The organism is Chromohalobacter beijerinckii (assembly GCF_023061185.1).
In the GTDB taxonomy this organism is placed as follows: Bacteria; Pseudomonadota; Gammaproteobacteria; order Pseudomonadales; family Halomonadaceae; genus Chromohalobacter; species Chromohalobacter beijerinckii.
The window spans coordinates 99,505-117,443 of the sequence record NZ_JAKGAK010000003.1 but is presented as its reverse complement, the minus strand read 5'-3'; the positions used below and the strand labels follow the sequence as shown (position 1 = coordinate 117,443).

Below are 17,939 nucleotides of genomic sequence, written 5' to 3'. Positions count from 1 at the left end.
CGAGATGCTAAGATAGCGCGCCCGTTCGAGAGGAAGGCTTTGTCCATGTCCGCGCGTTCCGCTTCCCCAGCCGCTCCCCTACCCGCTGCGTTATGGCTCGTCGCCTTCGCGCTGGCGGCGATCAATTTGCGCGCGCCCATCGTGGTGGTGGGGCCGGTACTGGAATCGATCATGCAGACACTGGCCATCGGTGCCGGCGTCGCCAGCCTGTTCACCACCGGCATGATCCTGTGCTTCGGCGTGCTCTCACCGCTGGCGCCCGGCGTTGCCGCACGCCTGGGGCTGGACCGCGCCATCGCGCTGGCACTCGGCGCCATTGCGCTCGGCGGGTTGCTGCGTGGCATCGAAAGCCTGCCAGTCATGCTCATCGGGACCTTCTTCGCCGGCCTGGGCATCGCCTTCGGCAACGTCTTCATGCCCAGCCTGGTCAAGCGCGACCGCCCCGAGCGCATCGGTCAAACCATGGGGCTTTACACCGTGGTAATGGGGATCGGCGCCACCCTGGGTGCGGGAACCGCCGTGCCGTTGATGAATCTCAGCGGCTCCTGGTCGGTGCCCATCCTGATGTGGGCGGGCATTGGCGTAGCGACGACGGCTCTCTGGATCTGGATGGCCTGGCGGCGGCCCAAGGCAAGCGACGACGGCCAATCGACACGCATCACGCGGCTGTTCAAGAGCCGCACCGCCTGGACCCTGACGCTGTTCATGGGCATGCAGTCACTGGGCTTCTACACCTTGCAGACCTGGGTCCCCGCCGTGGCATCGGCCGCGGGCGTCCCCAGCGCCGCCGCGGGTGGCATGCTATCGATCATCAATTTGACCACCATTCCCGCCAGCTACGTGATCGCGCGCCTCGCCGCGCGGCTGCATCACCACAGCCTGCTGGTACTGGGACTTTGCACGTTGATCGCGCTGGGACTGGGAGGCTTATGGCTAGCGCCCACGGCGTCGCCGACGCTATGGGCGATCCTGCTCGGCGCCGGCCAAGGCGGCTGTTTCAGCTTCGCATTGACCATGATCGTGATGCGCACCCGGCGCGCCAACCACGCCGCGATGCTATCCGGCATGGCCCAGAGCCTCGGTTACCTCATGGCCGCCGGCGGCCCGCTGGTGTTCGGCGCCCTGCACGGCGTCACCGGCGACTGGCGGCTCTCGCTGTGGCTGCTGATGGGACTGCTCAGCGTGCAGACCGTCGCCGGCGTGATGATCGGCCGGCCCAAACTGGTCACGGTGCGAGAGGGTTGACTCGCTACGCTTGTGACTAATCTGCGTCTATAGCAGCCTATACTTGCTCTTCAAGAAGAAAGGCATCGATTATACGGGACACGGTAGTTAGCCCTTGGGAGGCGCCATGTTACTTGAGGACCTACATCATCAGAAGGCAGCCATCGATAACATGGCCCGTCAGTACGGGGCTCGCCGAATCCGGGTGTTCGGGTCGGTCGCCCGCAAGCAGGAAAAGCCGGAAAGTGATGTCGACTTTCTCGTCGACTTTCCGCCGGGATACGATCTGTTCACCCAGCGCCTGCCTTTGGCGGAACGCTTGGCGGCCTTGCTCGGGCGCCGGGTCGACCTTGTGCCCGAGCATGAACTGAACCGTCATTTCCGCCAGCAGATACTGAACGAGGCGGTAGAACTATGAACAAGCCTTGGCAATCCTATGCTCAGCATATCCTCGATAACATTGCCAAGCTGCGGCGTATCCAATCACGCGGTGACCTTGCGTGCGACGAAATCCTGTACGACGCAGCACTGCGAAACCTGCAGACATTATCCGAAGCCACACAAATGCTGCCCGATGATTTAAAGCAGGAATACCCACAGATACCTTGGCGAGAAATTAGCGGCTTCCGCAATATTCTGGTGCATAACTATCTGGGCAACATCGACCCTTTAACGGTTATCAAGGTTATGGACCAGCACTTGCGTCCTCTTGAGAAGTGCCTCGAGGACATGCTCGAAAAAAGGTCAGAGTCTTGAGCTACCGGGTCGAGACCTTGCCGCATGGTCGGCGGCGCTGCTAGCAGTAGCTGACTCAGATCGTAGAGGCATCCAACCGCCGACTCATGACGGTCACAGACTCGCCGCGATAGGTCAGCGCCTCGCGATCCTCCCATCCTAGGTGACGATACAGCGCCTGTTGATCGGGCGTGTAGAGGTGGAAATGGCGGATGCTGTGGGCCAGCGCTTCCGCCTCGACCCGCTGCACCAGGCGCGAAGCGATACCATGGCCGCGCCATTCGGGCAGCACGAATACCGAGGCCAGCCAAGGCGTCAGTTCGCGGCGGATGCTCATGTCGTCGGCGACCAAGCTTGCCGTACCCACCGGCGACGCCCCGTGCATTGCCACGAACACCGAAGGCACGCCACCTTCGCCGCACTGCGCATAGAACGCCCGACGATACTCCGTCGCCGAGGTATCGGGGTGCAGATGCCCCCAGGCGTCATGAGTCCAGCCCGCCACGGTTCTCGCGTGAGGTGAGTCGGCCTGCAGCCTGACGATAGCGATATTCTCGATCACGCACATGCTCCTGATCGCTTTCAGCGAGGCTCGGCCCTATCTGGCGTCGCCTGGATGGTCTCAGGCTTCTAACTGAAACGGATATACCGCGCCGATGCCCAATAGCTGAGTCAGCTCGTCCAGGGCTGTCAGCGATTCCTGGGCGAGTTGCGGATCGGCGAGATCCTCGGGCGCTAGTCGATCGCGGTAATGCCGCTCGACCCAGGCTGTCAGGTCGCCATGCAGCGCCTCGTCGAGCAACACGCGGCCGCCGAGTGTCTGACGTTCGGCCGACGAGAGCGCTACCCGCAGGCGCAGACACGCCGGGCCACCGCCATTACGCATGCTCTGCTTGACGTCCTTGACCAGCACTTCGCTGATCGGGTTGTACCCCGCCAGCAGCAAGTCCTGAATCGTGCGCCACACGGTTTCGTTCTCCTGACACTCGCCGGGCACGACCAGTGTCATGCTGCCGTCGGGGTTGGAGAGCAACTGCGAGTTGAACAGATACGTCGATACCGCATCCTCGAGGCTGACCGCCTCGCTCGGCACGCGCACCGGGATCAGTGGCGTCGCCATCCGGGCGCGCAGCGCGTCCAGCGTGGCGTCTTCATCCCGAAACGCCATGTCGTGATAGAGCAGCACCGGGCCGTTGCCGACGGCGATGACGTCGTTATGAAAGACACCGGCGTCGATGGCGTCGGGGTTTTGCTGGGCGAACACCGTCTGTGCGTCGCTCAAGCCATGCTGGCGGGCGATCGCCTGACTGGCCTCCAGCGTCTGGCGCGCGGGGTAGCGCGTGGGGCCGTGTTGACCGCCGAAGGCCTGGCGTCCGTATACGTAGAGGTGCACGCCCGGTTCGTCGTGATCGCCGCACAAGCGGGTGTGGTTGGCGGCCCCCTCGTCGGAGAACGTCGGCGTGGCCGGCAGCACCGGATGATGCGCGAAATGCGCCGGGTCGTGGAACATCGCCGCCAGCACCCGCGCCGTGGTCCGCGGCTCGAGATAGCGGTGAAAGCTCGACTGTAGATTCGCGGCGGTGAAGTGGACGCGCCCGTCCGGCGCATCCAGGCTGGGCGTGACGGTGGCGGCATTCGCCGTCCACATCGACGAGGCCGAGCATACCGCGCGCAGCAGTTGCGGTGCCTGGCGTGCCGCCTGGGCGAGCACACCGGCGTCGTCGCCGGTGAAGCCGAGATCGCGCAATGCCCCCAGATCGGGGCGCTGCTGGGGCGGCAGCACGCCCTGCGCGAACCCTGCCTCCATCAGCGACTTCATCTTGGCCAGCCCTTGCAGGGCCGCCTCGCGCGGATTGGCGGTCAGCCCGCCATGGCGCATCGAGGCGACATTACCGTGCGCCAGCCCGGCGTAGTTGTGGGTCGGCCCCACCAGGCCGTCGAAGTTGACCTCGCGTACCTCTTCGCTCATAGAACTTTCGCTCATAGCACCACCCCCGGCGGCAGAGTATCGGGCAGGCTGAGCGTCTCGGTTTCCATCGAGGCGACCGGATACGCGCAGTAATCGGCGGCGTAATAGGCGCTGGGGCGATGGTTGCCGCTGTCGCCGATACCACCGAAGGGCGCGTCGCTGGAGGCGCCGGTAGTCTGGCGGTTCCAGTTGACGATGCCGGCACGGATGCGCAGCAGGAAGTCGTCCCAGTCGGCTTGCTCACCACCGATCAGGCCTGCCGATAGGCCATAACGGGTATCGTTAGCCAGGGCGATGGCCTCGTCCCAATCATGGTAGCGATGCACCTTGAGCAGCGGTCCGAAATGCTCTTCGTCGGGCACCTCGCAGCCGGTGACGTCGATCAGCCCCGGCGATAGCAGGCTGGTGCCCTCTTCAAGGCGGCGCATACGGCTCAATATCCGGCCGCCGCGTGCAACGAAATCGTCCTGGGCGGCCAGCAAGCCATCCGCTCCCTCGACACTGGCCAACCCCGCATAGAACGGCGCGGGCTCGCTGAATGGCCCCGCCACACGCAGCGCGCCGATGGCACGCACCAACGCTTCGAGCAGCGCATCCCCCGCCGCGCCGTGAGGCACGATCAGGCGGCGCGCACAGGTGCAACGCTGCCCGCCGGAGGCGAACGCCGACTGCAGGATCGACAATACCGCCGCTTCCTCGTCCGGCACATCCTTGACCACCAGCGGATTGTTGCCGCCCAGTTCCAGCGCCAGGATCTTGTCGACCTGACCGCCGAACTGGCGATGCAGCAGCCCGCCGATCTTGGCGCTGCCGGTAAACAGCAGACCGTCGATGTCGGCGCTGCCGGCCAGCGCCTGGCCAACTTCGGCCGCGCCCTGCACCAGATTGATCACGCCGGCGGGCAGGCCCGCCTCGAGCCAGCATTGCAACGTCAGATCGGCGGTCATTGGCGTCTGCTCGCTGGGCTTGAAGACCACCGCGTTGCCGGCCAGCAGTGCCGGGACGATATGCCCGTTGGGCAGATGCCCGGGGAAGTTGTAAGGGCCGTACACCGCCAGCACGCCGTGCGGGCGATGGCGCAGCACCGCGCGGCTGCCGCCGACATCCCGCGAACGTTCGCCGGTGCGCTCGTGATAAGCGGTAATCGAGATGGCGACCTTGCCGATCATCGCGCCGATCTCGGTACGCGCTTCCCAAAGCGGCTTGCCGGTTTCATGCGCGATGCTCGTCGCCAACGCCTCACGGTTGGCTTCCAGACGCTCGCGGAAACGCTCGACTACGGCCTGGCGTTCCTCGAAGCTGTGACGTGCCCATGCGGGGAACGCCCGCCGTGCGGCGGCCACCGCAAGCTCGACTTGAGCGGCACTGGCGGCAGCCGCCGTCCACAAGGTCTCGCCCGAAACGGGGTCAGTCTTATCGAAACGCGCTGCGTCACCCTCGACCCAGGCGCCGTCGATCAGCAATTGCTGCTTGGCGTGCATAGTTCGCTCCTGATTCATTTGTAAGCTACGAGCTACGAGCTACGAGCTACGAGCTACGAGCTACGAAAAGCAGTATTCGGCCACGCTGAAAGTTCGCCATCCTTTTCACGAAGCCCGATGCCCGTCGCTGACAGCTTATGACTTCTCACGCCCGGCGCAGCCGGGTTACGTCTCGAGCAGGCGCAAGCGGTCACCCGCAGCGACGCCGAGACGCCGGGCTTCATCCACGGTCAATGTGAGCACGCCGTCTGCGCTGGGCCCGCGGCCGATCCAAGCGGACCGGAAGTCGCTAATATTGGCCGTCGCCACCAACCAGGTCGGGCGTTCGACACTGCTGGCCTCGTCAACGATTTCCACGGGATAGGACGCCGAGTCGCGCACCGCGCGTACATCGTCGATATAGGCCTCCACCGTGGGACCGCCGTCGAAGATGTCGATGTAGCCTTCCCAACGCAGCCCTTCTTTCTTGAGCATTTCCAGCGCCGGACGGGTGTGTTCGTGCACTGCGCCGATGCAGGCGCGCGCTTCCTCGGAAAGAAACGGCGTGTAGATCGGGAACTTGGGCATCAACTCGCCGATGAAGCTCTTCTGCCCGAGGCCAGTCAGGCGGTCGGCTTCGTTGAAGTTCATGGGAAAGAAGTGGCTGCCCAGGCACTCCCAGAACGCACTGGTGCCGTTCTCGTCGAAACGCCCGCGCATCTCGGCGAGTACCTTGTCGGGGAAGCGATCGCGAAACTCGGCGATGAACAGCCAGCGCGCCTTGGACAGCAAGGCGCCATTGCGATCACGCCGGTATTCGGGACGCAGATACAATGAGCAGACTTCGGCATCGCCGGTATGATCGGAGCTGAGAAACAGCGTATCGATGGTGCGATGCAAATCGAGCTGCACCGACGAATGCGCCAGGGTGCCCAGACGGTAATTGTAAAACGGCACTTCGCGGCCGACCTGCGCCTCGATGGCGCAACATCCGGCCAGCTCGCCATTGACGTCGTCTTCGAGAACGAAGAAATACAGCCGATCGTCGATGGCGCTGCGCTCCTCGAAGGCACTGACCGCATGTTCGATCTTGGCGGCGAGGAAGTCGCGGTTGTCGGGCAGCGAGGTAAACCCTACGCCGGTCTGCCAAGCCAGAGCCTGCAGCTCGTCGATATCGCGGCGTTCGATGGGTCGAATGCGCATCAGGTTTCTCCCTCGTCGAACTCATCCAGGACGGTGGGCAACGCCAATGGCGCAGCCAGAACCGCGCGACCTTCCTCGACTCCCAGCAACTCGGCATGTTCGGGCGTGAGCATCAACTGCCCTGTGGGAGACAGCGCATAGCGCGCCACCAGACAGCGAAAGTCGCCCAGTTGCTGATTGGCGATCAACGCCGGTTCGGCATCCGGCAGCACGTTGCCGGGGCGCAAGCGCACCGGATGCCAGCTGGCCTGGCGTACGCTCTGCAGGCGGTCGCGCTCGCCGCGCACTACCGGTCCGCCATCGAAGATATCCACATGCCGCGAGCGCACGAAGCCTTCACCCAGCATTTCCTCGAGCGCGCCTTCGTGATCGGGATGCTCGCGGCCGATGGCGGCACGCGCCTGGGGCGTGAGCAAGGGCAGATACAGCGGGAACTGTGGCATCACCTCGGCGATGAAACTCTTAGAGCGCACGCCCGCCAGCAGGTTGATCTCCTGAAAGCCGCGGGCGAAGAAATGCCGCCCGACGCTGTTCCAGAACGGCGACTCGCCTTGGGCGTCGAGATACCCCGGAAAGGCCACGGCCAAAATCGATGCAAAGCGTTCGGGATATTGCGCGATGAACATCAACCGCGCACGCCGCAACAAGCTCTCGGCACTGGTGCCCTTGTAACGAGCGTCCAACGACAGCGCGCACAGCAGCGTGGTTTCGGAGGTCTCATGCGACAACGAAAGAGTCTGCACCTCGCGGCGCACGTTGAGTTGCTGCGAGGCGTGAATCAGCGTTTCCTGACGATAGGTGTAGTAGGCATCCATGGCGCCCGCCTGGGCGCGGATGCTGGCGGTCCCCACCACCTCGCCAAGCTCGAGGTCCTCAAGCACGAAGGTATAGGCCTCGTCGTCGGGAAAATCGACCTCGCGTGCCAGGGCCCGCGTCGAGCGTGCAATACGCTCTTCGAGGCGGTCGCGATGCGCCGGCAGATTGGTCAGGCGCGGCGTGGCACTGCCCGCCAGGCGCTCCAGGGCCGGCAAGTCGCGAGGTTGAACGGGGCGAACGACAAGCATGGCAATGTCTCTCGGTTGCGGGTTCATGCGTCCTGCACGAAGCGCGCTACGGCGCGTTCCAGGCGAGCCATCCCTTCACGGACTTCCGCCTCTGAAATCACCAGCGATGGGGCCATGCGCAGCACGTTGGGGCCGGCGACCAACGCCATCAGCCCTTCTTCCATGGCCAACGGCAGGAGCTCCTTGGCACGTCCTTCGAAGGCCGGTGCCATCTCGGCCCCGAGCAAAAGGCCCAGGCCGCGTACTTCCTTGAAGATGCCGTATTCGCGATTGATCGCCTCGAGGTGCTCCTTGAACAGCGCATGGCGATGCATGACGCCTTCCAGCACCTCGGGCGTATCGATGGTTTCCACCGCCGCCAGCGCCACCGAGCAAGCCAATGGGTTGCCACCATAAGTGGAGCCATGGGTGCCCACCGCCAACGACGGCGCCACGCGATCAGTGGTCAGCATGGCGCCGACCGGGAAACCGCCGCCCAGTGCCTTGGCGCTGGTCAGGATGTCGGGGGTCACACCGTAATGCATGTACGCATAGAGATGCCCACTGCGGCCCACACCGCATTGCACTTCGTCGAACACCAACAGCGCCTGATGCTCATCGCATAGCGTGCGCAAGCCGCTCAGGAAGTCGGGATCGGCCGGCACCACGCCGCCCTCGCCCTGCATCGGCTCGACCACCACCGCACAGGTCTCGTCGTCGATCAGCGCGCGGACGCTGTCGAGGTCGTTGTACACGGCATGCTCGATACGCCCAGGGATCGGCCCGAAGCCTTCGGAATACTTGGGCTGGCCGCCGACGCTGACGGTAAACAGGGTCCGACCATGGAACGACTGGCGGAAGGAGACGATCTTGTCCTTGTGCGCACCGAAATTGTCGTACGCCCAGCGCCGGGCCAGCTTGAAGGCGGCCTCGTTGGCTTCACCGCCGGACGAACAGAAATACGCCTTGTCGGCGAAGGTGCGCTCGACCAGCGACTTGGCCAGGGCCAACGCCGGCTCGTTGGTGTAGACGTTGGACAGATGCCAGAGCTTGTCGGCCTGCGACTTGAGCGCCGAGACCAGCGCGGGATGACAATGCCCCAGCGCGTTGACCGCGATCCCGCCGGCGAAATCGATGTATTCGCGCCCGTCCTGGTCCCACAGACGACTACCCTCGCCGCGCACGGGGATGGTCCGCTGCGGGGAATAGTTGGGTACCATGTAGCGGTCGAAATCATCGCGGGTCGGTGACTGGGACATCGTGTCGGTCCTCCTGGGTGGGTCAACGAATACGGTAGGTTGGCATTGAGTATACGAGGATGGGAGGTATCGGGTCTTTCAGCGATGTGACGACGAATTATGAAAAGAGGTTGAGTTTTGGCGTCTACGCCCCGACTCATTTATTTGCAGGCTCATGGTCGCGTCACCATGACGCGAAGAGCCAACTAGGACACACGAGGCGCTACAAGGAGACGCACCATGCAGATCGATCTCAGCGGCAAATCCGCCATTGTTACCGGCTCCACCGCCGGCATCGGCTTCGCCATCGCCCAAGGACTGGCCGAGGCCGGCGCCGAGGTCACGCTCACCGGCCGCACTCAAGCACGCGTGGACGCGGCGGTGAGCGACCTGAAAGCTGCGGTCTCGGGCGCGCAGGTGTCCGGCGTCGCCGCCGACCTGGGAAGCGCCGAAGGCTGCCAGGCGCTGATCGACGCACGCGCGGATACCGATATTCTGATCAACAACGTGGGAACCTTCGGACCGCAGGATTTCTTCGAGATCGACGATGACACTTGGGAGCAGTTCTTCCAGGTCAATGTGATGAGCGGCGTGCGGCTATCGCGCCATTACGCCCAGGGCATGAAGTCACGCGGTTGGGGCCGTATCCAGTTCCTGTCCAGCGAATCGGCACTGAACATCCCCTCCGAGATGGTTCATTACGGGATGACCAAGTCCGCCGTGCAGTCGATTTCGCGCGGCCTGGCCAAGGTAATGGCGGGCACCGGGGTGACCGTTAACGCGGTGCTGCCCGGGCCGACACGCTCCGAAGGCGTGGTCGACATGATCGCCCAGATGGCCGAGCAGGAAGGCGTGTCCCAGGAGGAAATGGAAGCGCGCTTCGTCAAGGAGAACCGCCCCAGCTCGATCATCGGCCGTCTCGCTACTCCCGAGGAAGTCGCCCACATGTGCGTCTACGCGGCATCACCGCAAGCCAGCGCCACCACTGGCGCGCCACTGCGCGTAGAAGGCGGCATCGTCGACAGCATGGCGTAACCGCACTCGCACGGCCCGGCATCCCCGGGCCGTGTTGCCATCGTGTCACGACCCCATCTCTACATGGACGCCTCGTCGGCAACGTGCTAAGACGGCGTTATGCCCTTGCCGGAGCGCCATGTCATGCTCAACACGACCGCCTGGAACCGACTGCGCTATTCGCTTTACGCACCGGTCTACGACTTGGTGGCCGCACGGACGTTCCGACGCGCGCGCCGCCTCGCGCTGGAGGCCGTGCATTGGCGGCAGGGCCAGCGCGTTCTGCTGGTGGGCGCCGGTACGGGGCTCGATTTGCCCTGCCTGCCACGCGACATCGAAGTGCATGCTATCGATATCTCGCCGGTGATGATCGCGCGTCTCGAGGCGCGTGCCGATCGCCACGGGCTGGACGTCATCGCCGCGACGATGGATGCCGCGCGACTGGCCTATCCCGATGCGCATTTCGATGTGGTCGTGATGCACTTGATCGTCGCCGTCATGCCCGACCCCAAGGCCGGGCTGAGCGAGGCACACCGCGTGTTGGCGGAAGACGGCCAATTGTGCGTGATGGACAAGTTCCAGAGCGATGCGCGCCCCGCCGGCCTGGGCAGGCGCCTGGTCAATATGGTGACCTCCTTTCTGGCCACCGACATCACGCGTCAGGCACGGCCGCTCCTGGAAGGCGCCGGCTTCATCGTCGAACACGACACGCCGGTGATGATGGGCTCGCTGTTCCGCGCCCTGCTGGCCCGCAAGGCGTAATCGGAGCGACCCGCCGACTTTTCATCAGACCCACCGACTTCTCATCAGACCCACCGGCTTTTCATCAGACACGCCGGCTTTTAACAAAAAGCTTAGAGTGCCTTGCTGAGCCGAACACGGGGCATTCGCTCACCGGCACGCTCGACCCAGTCTTCCCCCTCGTGACGCCAGTCACGGCGTACCAGAGCATCCGCCAGCACCAGGCTGGCCTCGATTCGCATGCACGCCACGCCACGCTGACGCATCTCCTCTTCGGCGTGCTCCAGCAAGCGGCCGCCCATCCCTCGACCGGCCAGCGAGGGCCACACATAAAGCGTTTCGATGCGCCCTTCTCCGGGGTCGAGCTCGCAGAATCCCACGCAGCGCCCATCGCAGACCGCCACCAACGTGGGATAGAGCACCTGGCGCGCCGCCCAGGCCTCGGCATCGCGTGGCAAAGCCATGGTCCACGCCTCGCGTTGCGCCAGCGTGTAATAACCGGCGGCACCCTGCATCACGGCATGGTGAAACACTTCCGCCTGATCGGCGGCATCACGCGGCGTAGCCTCGCGATAGACGATTCGTTCGGTCACCGTTGCCTCCTGGAAATGGCATGCCTGGCGGACGCTCCGCGAGCGCCCGGACCACCATGGTGATGGGCATCGCGCAGCCTACACAAGGCCTGCATGCCACGCCAGCATGTCTCGCTGCACGGGACAGCATTGGGCATAATGCCACGATGACCGACTATGATTTTCCTTATTCCGAGGCGTCGACGGCTTTCACGCTCACGCCCATCGGACGTATCGCCAGCGACTACCCGGACAAGTTCGGCATTCCACGCCAACCGGGACTGGCCAGTGCCGCGCGGGCGACGCTAACGCTTGCGCCACCATTCGACGATCCGCTCACTGTGCGCGGCCTGGACGCGTTCAGCCATCTTTGGCTGACCTTCGTCTTCCACCAAAGCCCCACGCGCTGGACGCCGCTGGTGCGCCCGCCGCGTCTAGGTGGCAATGCCAAGCACGGCGTTTTCGCCACGCGCAGCACCCATCGCCCCAACCGCCTGGGGCTGTCGCTGGTCGAGCTAGTGAAGATCGAGACGCACCACGGCGTGACGCTTCACCTGCGCGGGCACGATCTCGTCGACGGCACGCCGGTGCTCGACATCAAACCCTATCTGGCCTGGGCCGAAGCGCTCCCCGAGGCACGCAGTGGCTTCGCCCCCGCGCCCCCGCCGTCGCTACCGGTGACGTTCTCGGCCGCCGCCGAGACGGCCCTGTTAGCGCGCGACGACAGCGATTCGCTACGCAACCTGATACGCCAGGTATTGGCCCAGGACCCGCGCCCCGCGTACCACAAGAACGCACGTAACACGTCCGAGCGCCGCTATGGCGTGCGCCTGCGCGATGTGGACGTGCGCTTTCATCCGAGTGCGTCCAACGGCATCGACGCGATGCATGTGGAAGACATCGTCGTGGCGTCTTCCCCCGCGTGAACGACAGCGGGGCGCCCGTGGGCGCCCCGCTGGCATAAGTCGACAATGCGCGGCAATCAGAAGGTGATGCCGATCCGCCGCCCGACTTCTTCATAGGCTTCGATGACACCGCCCAGCCCCTGGCGGAAGCGGTCCTTGTCCATCTTCTCGCGGGTGTTAGCGTCCCACAGGCGGCAGCCGTCCGGCGAAAACTCGTCGCCCAGCGTCACCTGGCCGTCGAACAAACCGAACTCGAGCTTGTAATCGACCAGCAGCATATCGCCGTCGAGAAACAGCTGCTTGAGGACGTCATTGACCTGGAAGGTCAACGTTTTCATGGTCGCCAGTTGTTCAGGCGTCGCCCAGCCGAACGTCTCGGCCAGCGACTCGTTGATCATCGGGTCGCCATTGGCGTCGTCCTTGAGGAACAACTCAAAGGTCGGCGGCGTCAGCGCCTGACCTTCCTCGACGCCGAGACGGCGTACCAGCCCACCCGCGGCGACATTGCGCACCACGCACTCGACGGGAATCATCTCAAGGTTCTTGACCACACATTCGTCGTCGGAGAGCAGCGTCTCGAAATGCGTGGGAATGCCCGCCGCCTGGAGCTTTTCCATGATGAAGGCATTGAACTTATTGTTGACCGTGCCCTTGCGCGCCAGCGACTCCTTCTTCTTGCCATCGAAGGCGCTGGTGTCGTCGCGGAAGTGCAGGATCAAACGCTGCGGATCATCGGTGCGGTAGACGGACTTGGCCTTGCCCGCGTACAGCTCGTCACGTTTTTCCATGGGGTCTCCACAATGGCCCACGCGGGGCCTCTGGCTCTTGTCTGAGCGCGGATCGCACGACCCGCGACGTATTCAAAGGCTATTCAAGGCGTCTCTATACTGCCAAACACTTCCAACGACGCACGGTCTCGACTCACGCGATGCTCTGCCAGGCGAAACCGTGTTCCTGCGCCGATACCAGCAGCCGCGACTCATCGCCGGACAACAACGGCGTCAACGCCTCCAGCGCCAGTTCGGGGCGATTGTTCTCTTCAGAGATATGCGAACACACGATACGCTGCAGGCGATCCAGCCCCAGCCGCGTCAAGAGCTCAGCGGCCTGGACATTGGCCAAGTGCCCCCAGTGACCGCCTACTCGCCGTTTGAGGCGCGGCGGGTAGGGGCCGACATCGAGCATGTGGCGATCGTGATTGCACTCGAGAATCAACGCATCACAGCCCCGGAACGCATCGATGACATGTTCACTGGGATGGCCGAGGTCGGTAAGTACGCCCAAATGGCGACCATGGGCGCGAAACCGGAACTGCACTGGCTCGCGTGCATCATGCGGCACCGTCACCGGCTCGATCTCCAGCCCCTTGATCGCGAAGCGTGACTGAGGCACCACCCACTCATGGCGCGGTACTTCGCCCAGACGCCCCGACAACCAGGTGCCAGCGGTCAAGTAGACCGGTATCGCGTAACGCCGGGCCAAGGGCCCCACGCCACGAATGTGATCGCCATGCTCATGAGTGAGAAGCACGGCGTCGAGCTGGCGGGGATGCAGACCGAACTGCGCGAGACGGCGCTCCGCCTCGCGCATGCCAAAACCGCAATCCACCAGCACGTGCGTTTCACCGTCGCTGACCAGGGTGGCGTTACCCTTGCTGCCGCTACCCAGCGATGCGAAACGCAGGACCGACGACGCCTGAGGCTGATCTGTCATGCCAACCGGCATCTCAGCGCAAGGTCGCCGCCACGGCGTCGAGCACTTCACGGGCATCGCCCGAATCCACTGAGCCGCCGTCTTCGTCACTGACACGCACCTGCGTGGTGTCACGAGCGTTGGCGCTGACATTGAGACGATAGCGCTGGGTTGCATCGTCACCGCCGAACCAGTCGAACCAGCCGGAATCATCATCGCGGGCGGTGTAGTCGATTACGAACTGACCGGCACTACGGTTCTGGTCGACCAGGGCGCCCCGTTCGTCCTCGAAGTTGTTCTCCAACTGATAACGCAGCTCCGGCCAGGCACGCTCAAGATTCAGCGCCAGTTCGAGCTGCCACTCACCATCGTGGTTCGACAAGCGCACGCGCTCATTGCTCGCCAGCGGTTGCGCTGCCAGAGACACGCCTTCCTGGTCACCGACGTTGTCGCTCAGATAGCGCTGCAACGCTTCGAGGCACCGAGCTTCGTTGCTGCTGCCTTCACAACGCACTTCGCTGGAGCCATCACGCAACCCCTGCCGGACACTCAACGTCCCCAGGCCGGTCTCGAGACGTCCATTATCAACATCGGCATTTTCGACATTGGTGCCCTGCGCAGATGCGAATCCCTGCAACATCGGCCAGACACCCCCCGGAGCAGCATTGACGACTAACCAACGCTCGTCGCCGGCCTCGCGGGATTCGACGAAGGCCGCCTCGGCTTCCTGGCTAGAGGCCAACGGGCGTGGGCGCGGTACGTCGAAGTCTTCGTCCGTGGCCGCGAAATCACTCTCGGCATCGGGCACCGGCATGGCGTTCTGGTACCGTGACGAGTCGCGCGAATCCGGCAGCGTCACCGGCTCGACCATCTCGGCATCGGCGTATTCAGCGTTGCGGTCGTAATAATAACCGGAACGGCCACAGCCACTTACGATCAGAGTGGCGCCGATGATCAGCGGCATCCATTTAAGGACGGGTTTCATGCATACACCTTCTTTATGCGTTGATCGGCGTCGAGGAGTACCGCTAACGCCAATAAACGTCCGGCTCCTCAACGCTTCTCGACGGTTGGTCAGCCTTCGGTCACGCCCGCGAGCTGCAGCGCTTCACTCACCGTGGAATGATACTTGTCGGAGAGCCACGTCATCGGCAGGCGGATGCCCTGCTCCGCCAGCCCCATGCGGTTGAGCGCCCACTTCACCGGAATCGGGTTAGCCTCGACGCCCAGCGCAGTATGCAGCGACATGAGGCGTGAATTGATCTGATGCGCTCTTTCGGTATCGCCGGCAACGGCGGCTTCACACAACTCATGCATGGCGCGCGGCGCGACGTTGGCGCACACCGAGATATCGCCATGGCCACCCATCAGCATGAAATCGCACGCCGTGGGATCGTCGCCGGAATAAAGCGCGAAGTCGGTGTCCTTGAGACGCTCGACCAACTCCTCGGCACGCTCGAGATTGCCGGTGGCATCCTTGAGTCCGACGATGTTCTCGACCTCGGCGAGACGGAACACGGTCTCGTTGTAGATATCCGAGCAGGTACGGCCAGGCACGTTGTAGAGAATGACCGGCAACCCGCCGCCCTCGGCGACAGCCTTGAAATGCTGGTAAAGCCCTTCCTGGGTGGGCTTGTTGTAGTAAGGGGCCACCGACAAGCAGAGGTCCGCGCCTACTTCGCGTGCGTAACGCGCCAGCTCGACGGCTTCCGAGGTTGCGTTGGCGCCGGTACCGGCGATCACCGGCACGCGGCCGTCGACTTCCTCGACGACGCAGCGGATGACGTCGAAATGTTCGGCGAACGACATGGTGGTCGGCTCACCGGTGGTGCCCGCCGCGACGATGGCATCGGTGCCGTTGTCGAGATGGAACTCCACCAGGCGACGCAACGCCTCCCAGTCGATATCGCCACTGGCCTTCATCGGTGTCGCCAAAGCGACGATGCTGCCTGTGATCATCCTGCAGTGCTCTCCTGTGAATCGGGCCAGCGTGCCACCGGCATGCGCGGGCGATAAAAATGCGCGTATCGCCAACCGGGCGTTTCGAGCGCCGGACCGGCCTTTCCTGTCATGATGTCGATCTACGTTAAATGGTACTCAGCCAGCTTCATCCTGTACAGAAGCGGCGTGCTTTGACACGCGCGCCGGGCTGCAATGTAATCTTAACCGCCCACGTTCAGGCAACGACACCTTTCACGCCAGTACTCGAGGAACCCTACATGAGCGTCAGCATCGGCCAGCACGTACCCGATTTCAGCGCCCCCGCAACGGGCGATACGCAGATCACACTTTCCGATTACCGTGGCCGGCAGGTCGTGATCTATTTCTATCCCAAGGACAGTACCCCGGGCTGCACCACCGAAGGGGGCGACTTCCGTGACCATAAGGCCGACTTCGAGGCCGCCAATACCGTCATTCTCGGTGTCTCGCGAGACGGGCTGCGTGCCCATGAGAACTTCAAGGCCAAGCAAGGGTTCAATTTCGAGCTGATTTCCGACAAGGACGAGGCATTATGCCAACTCTTCGATGTCATCAAACTCAAGAAACTCTACGGTAAAGAGCACCTGGGGATAGAACGCAGCACCTTCCTGATCGACACTGACGGCAAACTGGCGCGCGAATGGCGCAAGGTGAAGGTCAAGGGCCACGTCGAGGAGGTACTCGACGCCGCCCGCGAACTCAATGCGGCCCCCTGATCACTGCTCCGCCGGGGGAGACCGCAGGCCTGGGTCGCGCACACCGCGCGGCCAGGCGTACACCAGCGCTTTGATCAAGGTCGCCAGCGGGATCGCGAAGAATACGCCCCAAAAGCCCCAGATACCGCCGAAGAACAGCACCGCCAGGATGATCGACACCGGATGCAGGTTGACCGCCTCGGAAAACAGGATCGGCACCAGCACGTTGCCATCCAGCGCCTGAATCACGGCATAGGCCAGCAGTACGTAGGCGAGTTGGTCGCCGATGCCGAAGTGAAAACCCGCGACGGCCGCCACCGGCAAGGTCGCCACGGCCGCGCCGATGTACGGCACCAGCACTGACAAGCCGACGATCAGTGCCAGCAAGGTGGAATAAGGCAACCCGAACGCCCAGAAGGTAATGAAGGCCACCACGCCCACGATCAGGATCTCGATCGCCTTGCCGCGAATGTAGTTGGCGATCTGATCGTCCATCTCATGCCAGATGCGCGTCATCAGGACACGCTTATTGGGTAGTAGGGACAGCAGGAACAGTGTCAGGCGCTCGCGGTCCTTGAGCAGGAAGAACACCAGGATCGGCACCAATACCAGATAGACGATCACTCCCAATAAATTGCCCAGCGACGCCAGCGACAGCGTCAGCGCCCGCTGACCGAGCTGGGTCGCCTCGCGCCCGGCGGTAGCGATCCACCGTTCGACCTGATCAGGGGTGATCAAGGTCGGGTAATGCGACTGCAAGGTATCCAGCCATGCTTGGCCACTGGCGAACATGCGCGGAGCCTCCTGCACCAGTTCCACCATCTGGTTCCAGACCAGCGGCATGATTACCAGGGCAAGCGCCAATAATGCGCCCAAAAAGATCAGGAACACGACCAGTACCGACAGCAGACGTGGCAAGCCGCGCCGCTCTAGCCACGCGACCACGCCTTCCAGGAGAAAGGCCAGCACCAGAGCCGTAAAGAATGGCGCCAGCATCCGGCCCAGGCAGATGACGGCGGCAAAGCCCAACACCAGCACGATGAGCAAGACGACCGCCTCCTCATCCGAGAAGTAGCGCTCCATCCACCCCTTGAAGAGGCCTTTCATCGTCATGCCGTGCTTCCTCGTTCACCCTTGCGCAGCCAATAGAAGTAGACGCCGTCTCTTTCTTCGCGCGCCTCGAGCCGGTGCGTCCCCTGCGCGGCAAAGGTCTCGAAATCCTGCCACGACCCTACATCGGTCGCCTGAACCTCGAGCAATGCCCCTACTTCGAGCGTCGACAGGGCCTGTTTGGCCTTGAGTAGCGGCAAAGGACAATGCAGGCCACGTGCGTCGAGCATATGATCGGGTTGCAACGCCATCTGCGCCCCCAGCGGTTCGGTAGTTGAAAACGCAACGATTTAAAGGCACTTTGCCACTCAGTTCAATGTCGAAGACAACGGTAGCATGGCGTGCACCATGCCGTCGG

20 protein-coding genes are annotated in these 17,939 nt (G+C 63.4%); 7 read left to right on the top strand and 13 right to left on the bottom strand.

The genetic code is table 11. From position 1 onward, the window contains the following. The first annotated feature begins 45 nt into the window (after window positions 1-45). The 3 genes from L1075_RS04085 (at window position 46) to L1075_RS04075 (ending at window position 1,980) form a co-directional block, all read left to right on the top strand. A complete protein-coding gene (locus L1075_RS04085) occupies window positions 46-1,245 on the top strand; it encodes a CynX/NimT family MFS transporter (RefSeq protein WP_246940145.1) in 1,200 nt (399 codons plus the stop codon). Window positions 1,246-1,351: 106 nt separating this feature from the next. Further along, window positions 1,352-1,642 (top strand): nucleotidyltransferase family protein, encoded by a 291-nt coding sequence (locus L1075_RS04080; protein ID WP_040242880.1) that lies wholly within the window; start codon window positions 1,352-1,354, stop codon window positions 1,640-1,642. Then, the gene (locus L1075_RS04075) at window positions 1,639-1,980 is read left to right on the top strand and encodes a HepT-like ribonuclease domain-containing protein (RefSeq protein WP_246940142.1); all 342 of its coding nucleotides are present in this window, start codon (window positions 1,639-1,641) and stop codon (window positions 1,978-1,980) included. Before L1075_RS04080 ends, L1075_RS04075 begins: the two co-directional genes overlap by 4 nt. Window positions 1,981-2,035: 55 nt before the next feature. On the opposite strand, the gene L1075_RS04070 is transcribed toward L1075_RS04075, so the two are convergent. The 6 genes from L1075_RS04070 to L1075_RS04045 form a co-directional block, all read right to left on the bottom strand. Further along, window positions 2,036-2,521 (bottom strand): GNAT family N-acetyltransferase, encoded by a 486-nt coding sequence (locus L1075_RS04070; RefSeq protein ID WP_246940140.1) that lies wholly within the window; start codon window positions 2,519-2,521, stop codon window positions 2,036-2,038. 60 nt (window positions 2,522-2,581) lie between these two features. Then, window positions 2,582-3,928, bottom strand: a complete 1,347-nt coding sequence (gene astB, locus L1075_RS04065; RefSeq protein WP_378112122.1) for an N-succinylarginine dihydrolase — start codon at window positions 3,926-3,928, stop codon at window positions 2,582-2,584. An 11-nt stretch (window positions 3,929-3,939) separates the two neighbouring features. After that, entirely contained in the window at window positions 3,940-5,409 is a 1,470-nt protein-coding gene (gene astD, locus L1075_RS04060) for a succinylglutamate-semialdehyde dehydrogenase (protein ID WP_246940134.1), read from the bottom strand. Window positions 5,410-5,574: 165 nt separating this feature from the next. Beyond that, complete coding sequence (gene astA, locus L1075_RS04055) at window positions 5,575-6,591, bottom strand: arginine N-succinyltransferase (RefSeq protein ID WP_246940131.1); 1,017 nt, start codon at window positions 6,589-6,591, stop codon at window positions 5,575-5,577. Next, a complete protein-coding gene (locus L1075_RS04050) occupies window positions 6,591-7,655 on the bottom strand; it encodes an arginine N-succinyltransferase (RefSeq protein WP_040242891.1) in 1,065 nt (354 codons plus the stop codon). The genes astA and L1075_RS04050 overlap by 1 nt, the downstream gene beginning before the upstream one ends. A 23-nt stretch (window positions 7,656-7,678) precedes the next feature. Next, entirely contained in the window at window positions 7,679-8,893 is a 1,215-nt protein-coding gene (locus tag L1075_RS04045) for an aspartate aminotransferase family protein (protein ID WP_246940129.1), read from the bottom strand. Between the two features lie 219 nt (window positions 8,894-9,112). Between L1075_RS04045 and L1075_RS04040 the strand changes: the two genes are divergently transcribed. Further along, complete coding sequence (locus L1075_RS04040; RefSeq protein WP_246895501.1) at window positions 9,113-9,907, top strand: SDR family NAD(P)-dependent oxidoreductase; 795 nt, start codon at window positions 9,113-9,115, stop codon at window positions 9,905-9,907. Window positions 9,908-10,030: 123 nt separating this feature from the next. Further along, window positions 10,031-10,648, top strand: coding sequence for a class I SAM-dependent methyltransferase (locus L1075_RS04035; protein ID WP_040243309.1), 618 nt, complete (start codon window positions 10,031-10,033; stop codon window positions 10,646-10,648). A gap of 92 nt (window positions 10,649-10,740) precedes the next feature. Here the strand turns inward: L1075_RS04035 and L1075_RS04030 are convergent, their stop codons facing one another. Then, window positions 10,741-11,220 carry a GNAT family N-acetyltransferase gene (locus L1075_RS04030; protein WP_040242894.1) on the bottom strand — a complete coding sequence of 160 codons (480 nt, stop codon included), beginning with the start codon at window positions 11,218-11,220 and terminating at the stop codon, window positions 10,741-10,743. 146 nt (window positions 11,221-11,366) lie between these two features. On the opposite strand from L1075_RS04030, the gene tsaA reads away from it, so the two are divergent. Beyond that, a complete protein-coding gene (tsaA, locus tag L1075_RS04025; protein WP_246895520.1) occupies window positions 11,367-12,125 on the top strand; it encodes a tRNA (N6-threonylcarbamoyladenosine(37)-N6)-methyltransferase TrmO in 759 nt (252 codons plus the stop codon). Between the two features lie 56 nt (window positions 12,126-12,181). On the opposite strand, the gene purC is transcribed toward tsaA, so the two are convergent. From purC to dapA, 4 genes are all read right to left on the bottom strand, one after another. After that, window positions 12,182-12,892, bottom strand: coding sequence for a phosphoribosylaminoimidazolesuccinocarboxamide synthase (gene purC / locus L1075_RS04020; protein WP_246895499.1), 711 nt, complete (start codon window positions 12,890-12,892; stop codon window positions 12,182-12,184). A 133-nt stretch (window positions 12,893-13,025) separates the two neighbouring features. Beyond that, entirely contained in the window at window positions 13,026-13,817 is a 792-nt protein-coding gene (locus L1075_RS04015) for an MBL fold metallo-hydrolase (RefSeq protein ID WP_246940126.1), read from the bottom strand. 13 nt (window positions 13,818-13,830) lie between these two features. Then, complete coding sequence (locus tag L1075_RS04010) at window positions 13,831-14,781, bottom strand: outer membrane protein assembly factor BamC (protein ID WP_246940123.1); 951 nt, start codon at window positions 14,779-14,781, stop codon at window positions 13,831-13,833. Window positions 14,782-14,870: 89 nt separating this feature from the next. After that, window positions 14,871-15,755 (bottom strand): 4-hydroxy-tetrahydrodipicolinate synthase, encoded by an 885-nt coding sequence (gene dapA / locus L1075_RS04005; protein WP_246940120.1) that lies wholly within the window; start codon window positions 15,753-15,755, stop codon window positions 14,871-14,873. A gap of 260 nt (window positions 15,756-16,015) precedes the next feature. Here dapA and L1075_RS04000 point away from each other — a divergent pair, with 260 nt between their 5' ends. Further along, a complete protein-coding gene (locus L1075_RS04000; RefSeq protein ID WP_097022055.1) occupies window positions 16,016-16,492 on the top strand; it encodes a peroxiredoxin in 477 nt (158 codons plus the stop codon). On the opposite strand, the gene L1075_RS03995 is transcribed toward L1075_RS04000, so the two are convergent. Both L1075_RS03995 and L1075_RS03990 read right to left on the bottom strand, forming a co-directional pair. Next, window positions 16,493-17,584 (bottom strand): AI-2E family transporter, encoded by a 1,092-nt coding sequence (locus L1075_RS03995; protein ID WP_246940118.1) that lies wholly within the window; start codon window positions 17,582-17,584, stop codon window positions 16,493-16,495. Further along, window positions 17,581-17,832 carry a sulfurtransferase TusA family protein gene (locus tag L1075_RS03990; RefSeq protein WP_097022057.1) on the bottom strand — a complete coding sequence of 84 codons (252 nt, stop codon included), beginning with the start codon at window positions 17,830-17,832 and terminating at the stop codon, window positions 17,581-17,583. Before L1075_RS03990 ends, L1075_RS03995 begins: the two co-directional genes overlap by 4 nt. Window positions 17,833-17,939: the final 107 nt, after the last annotated feature.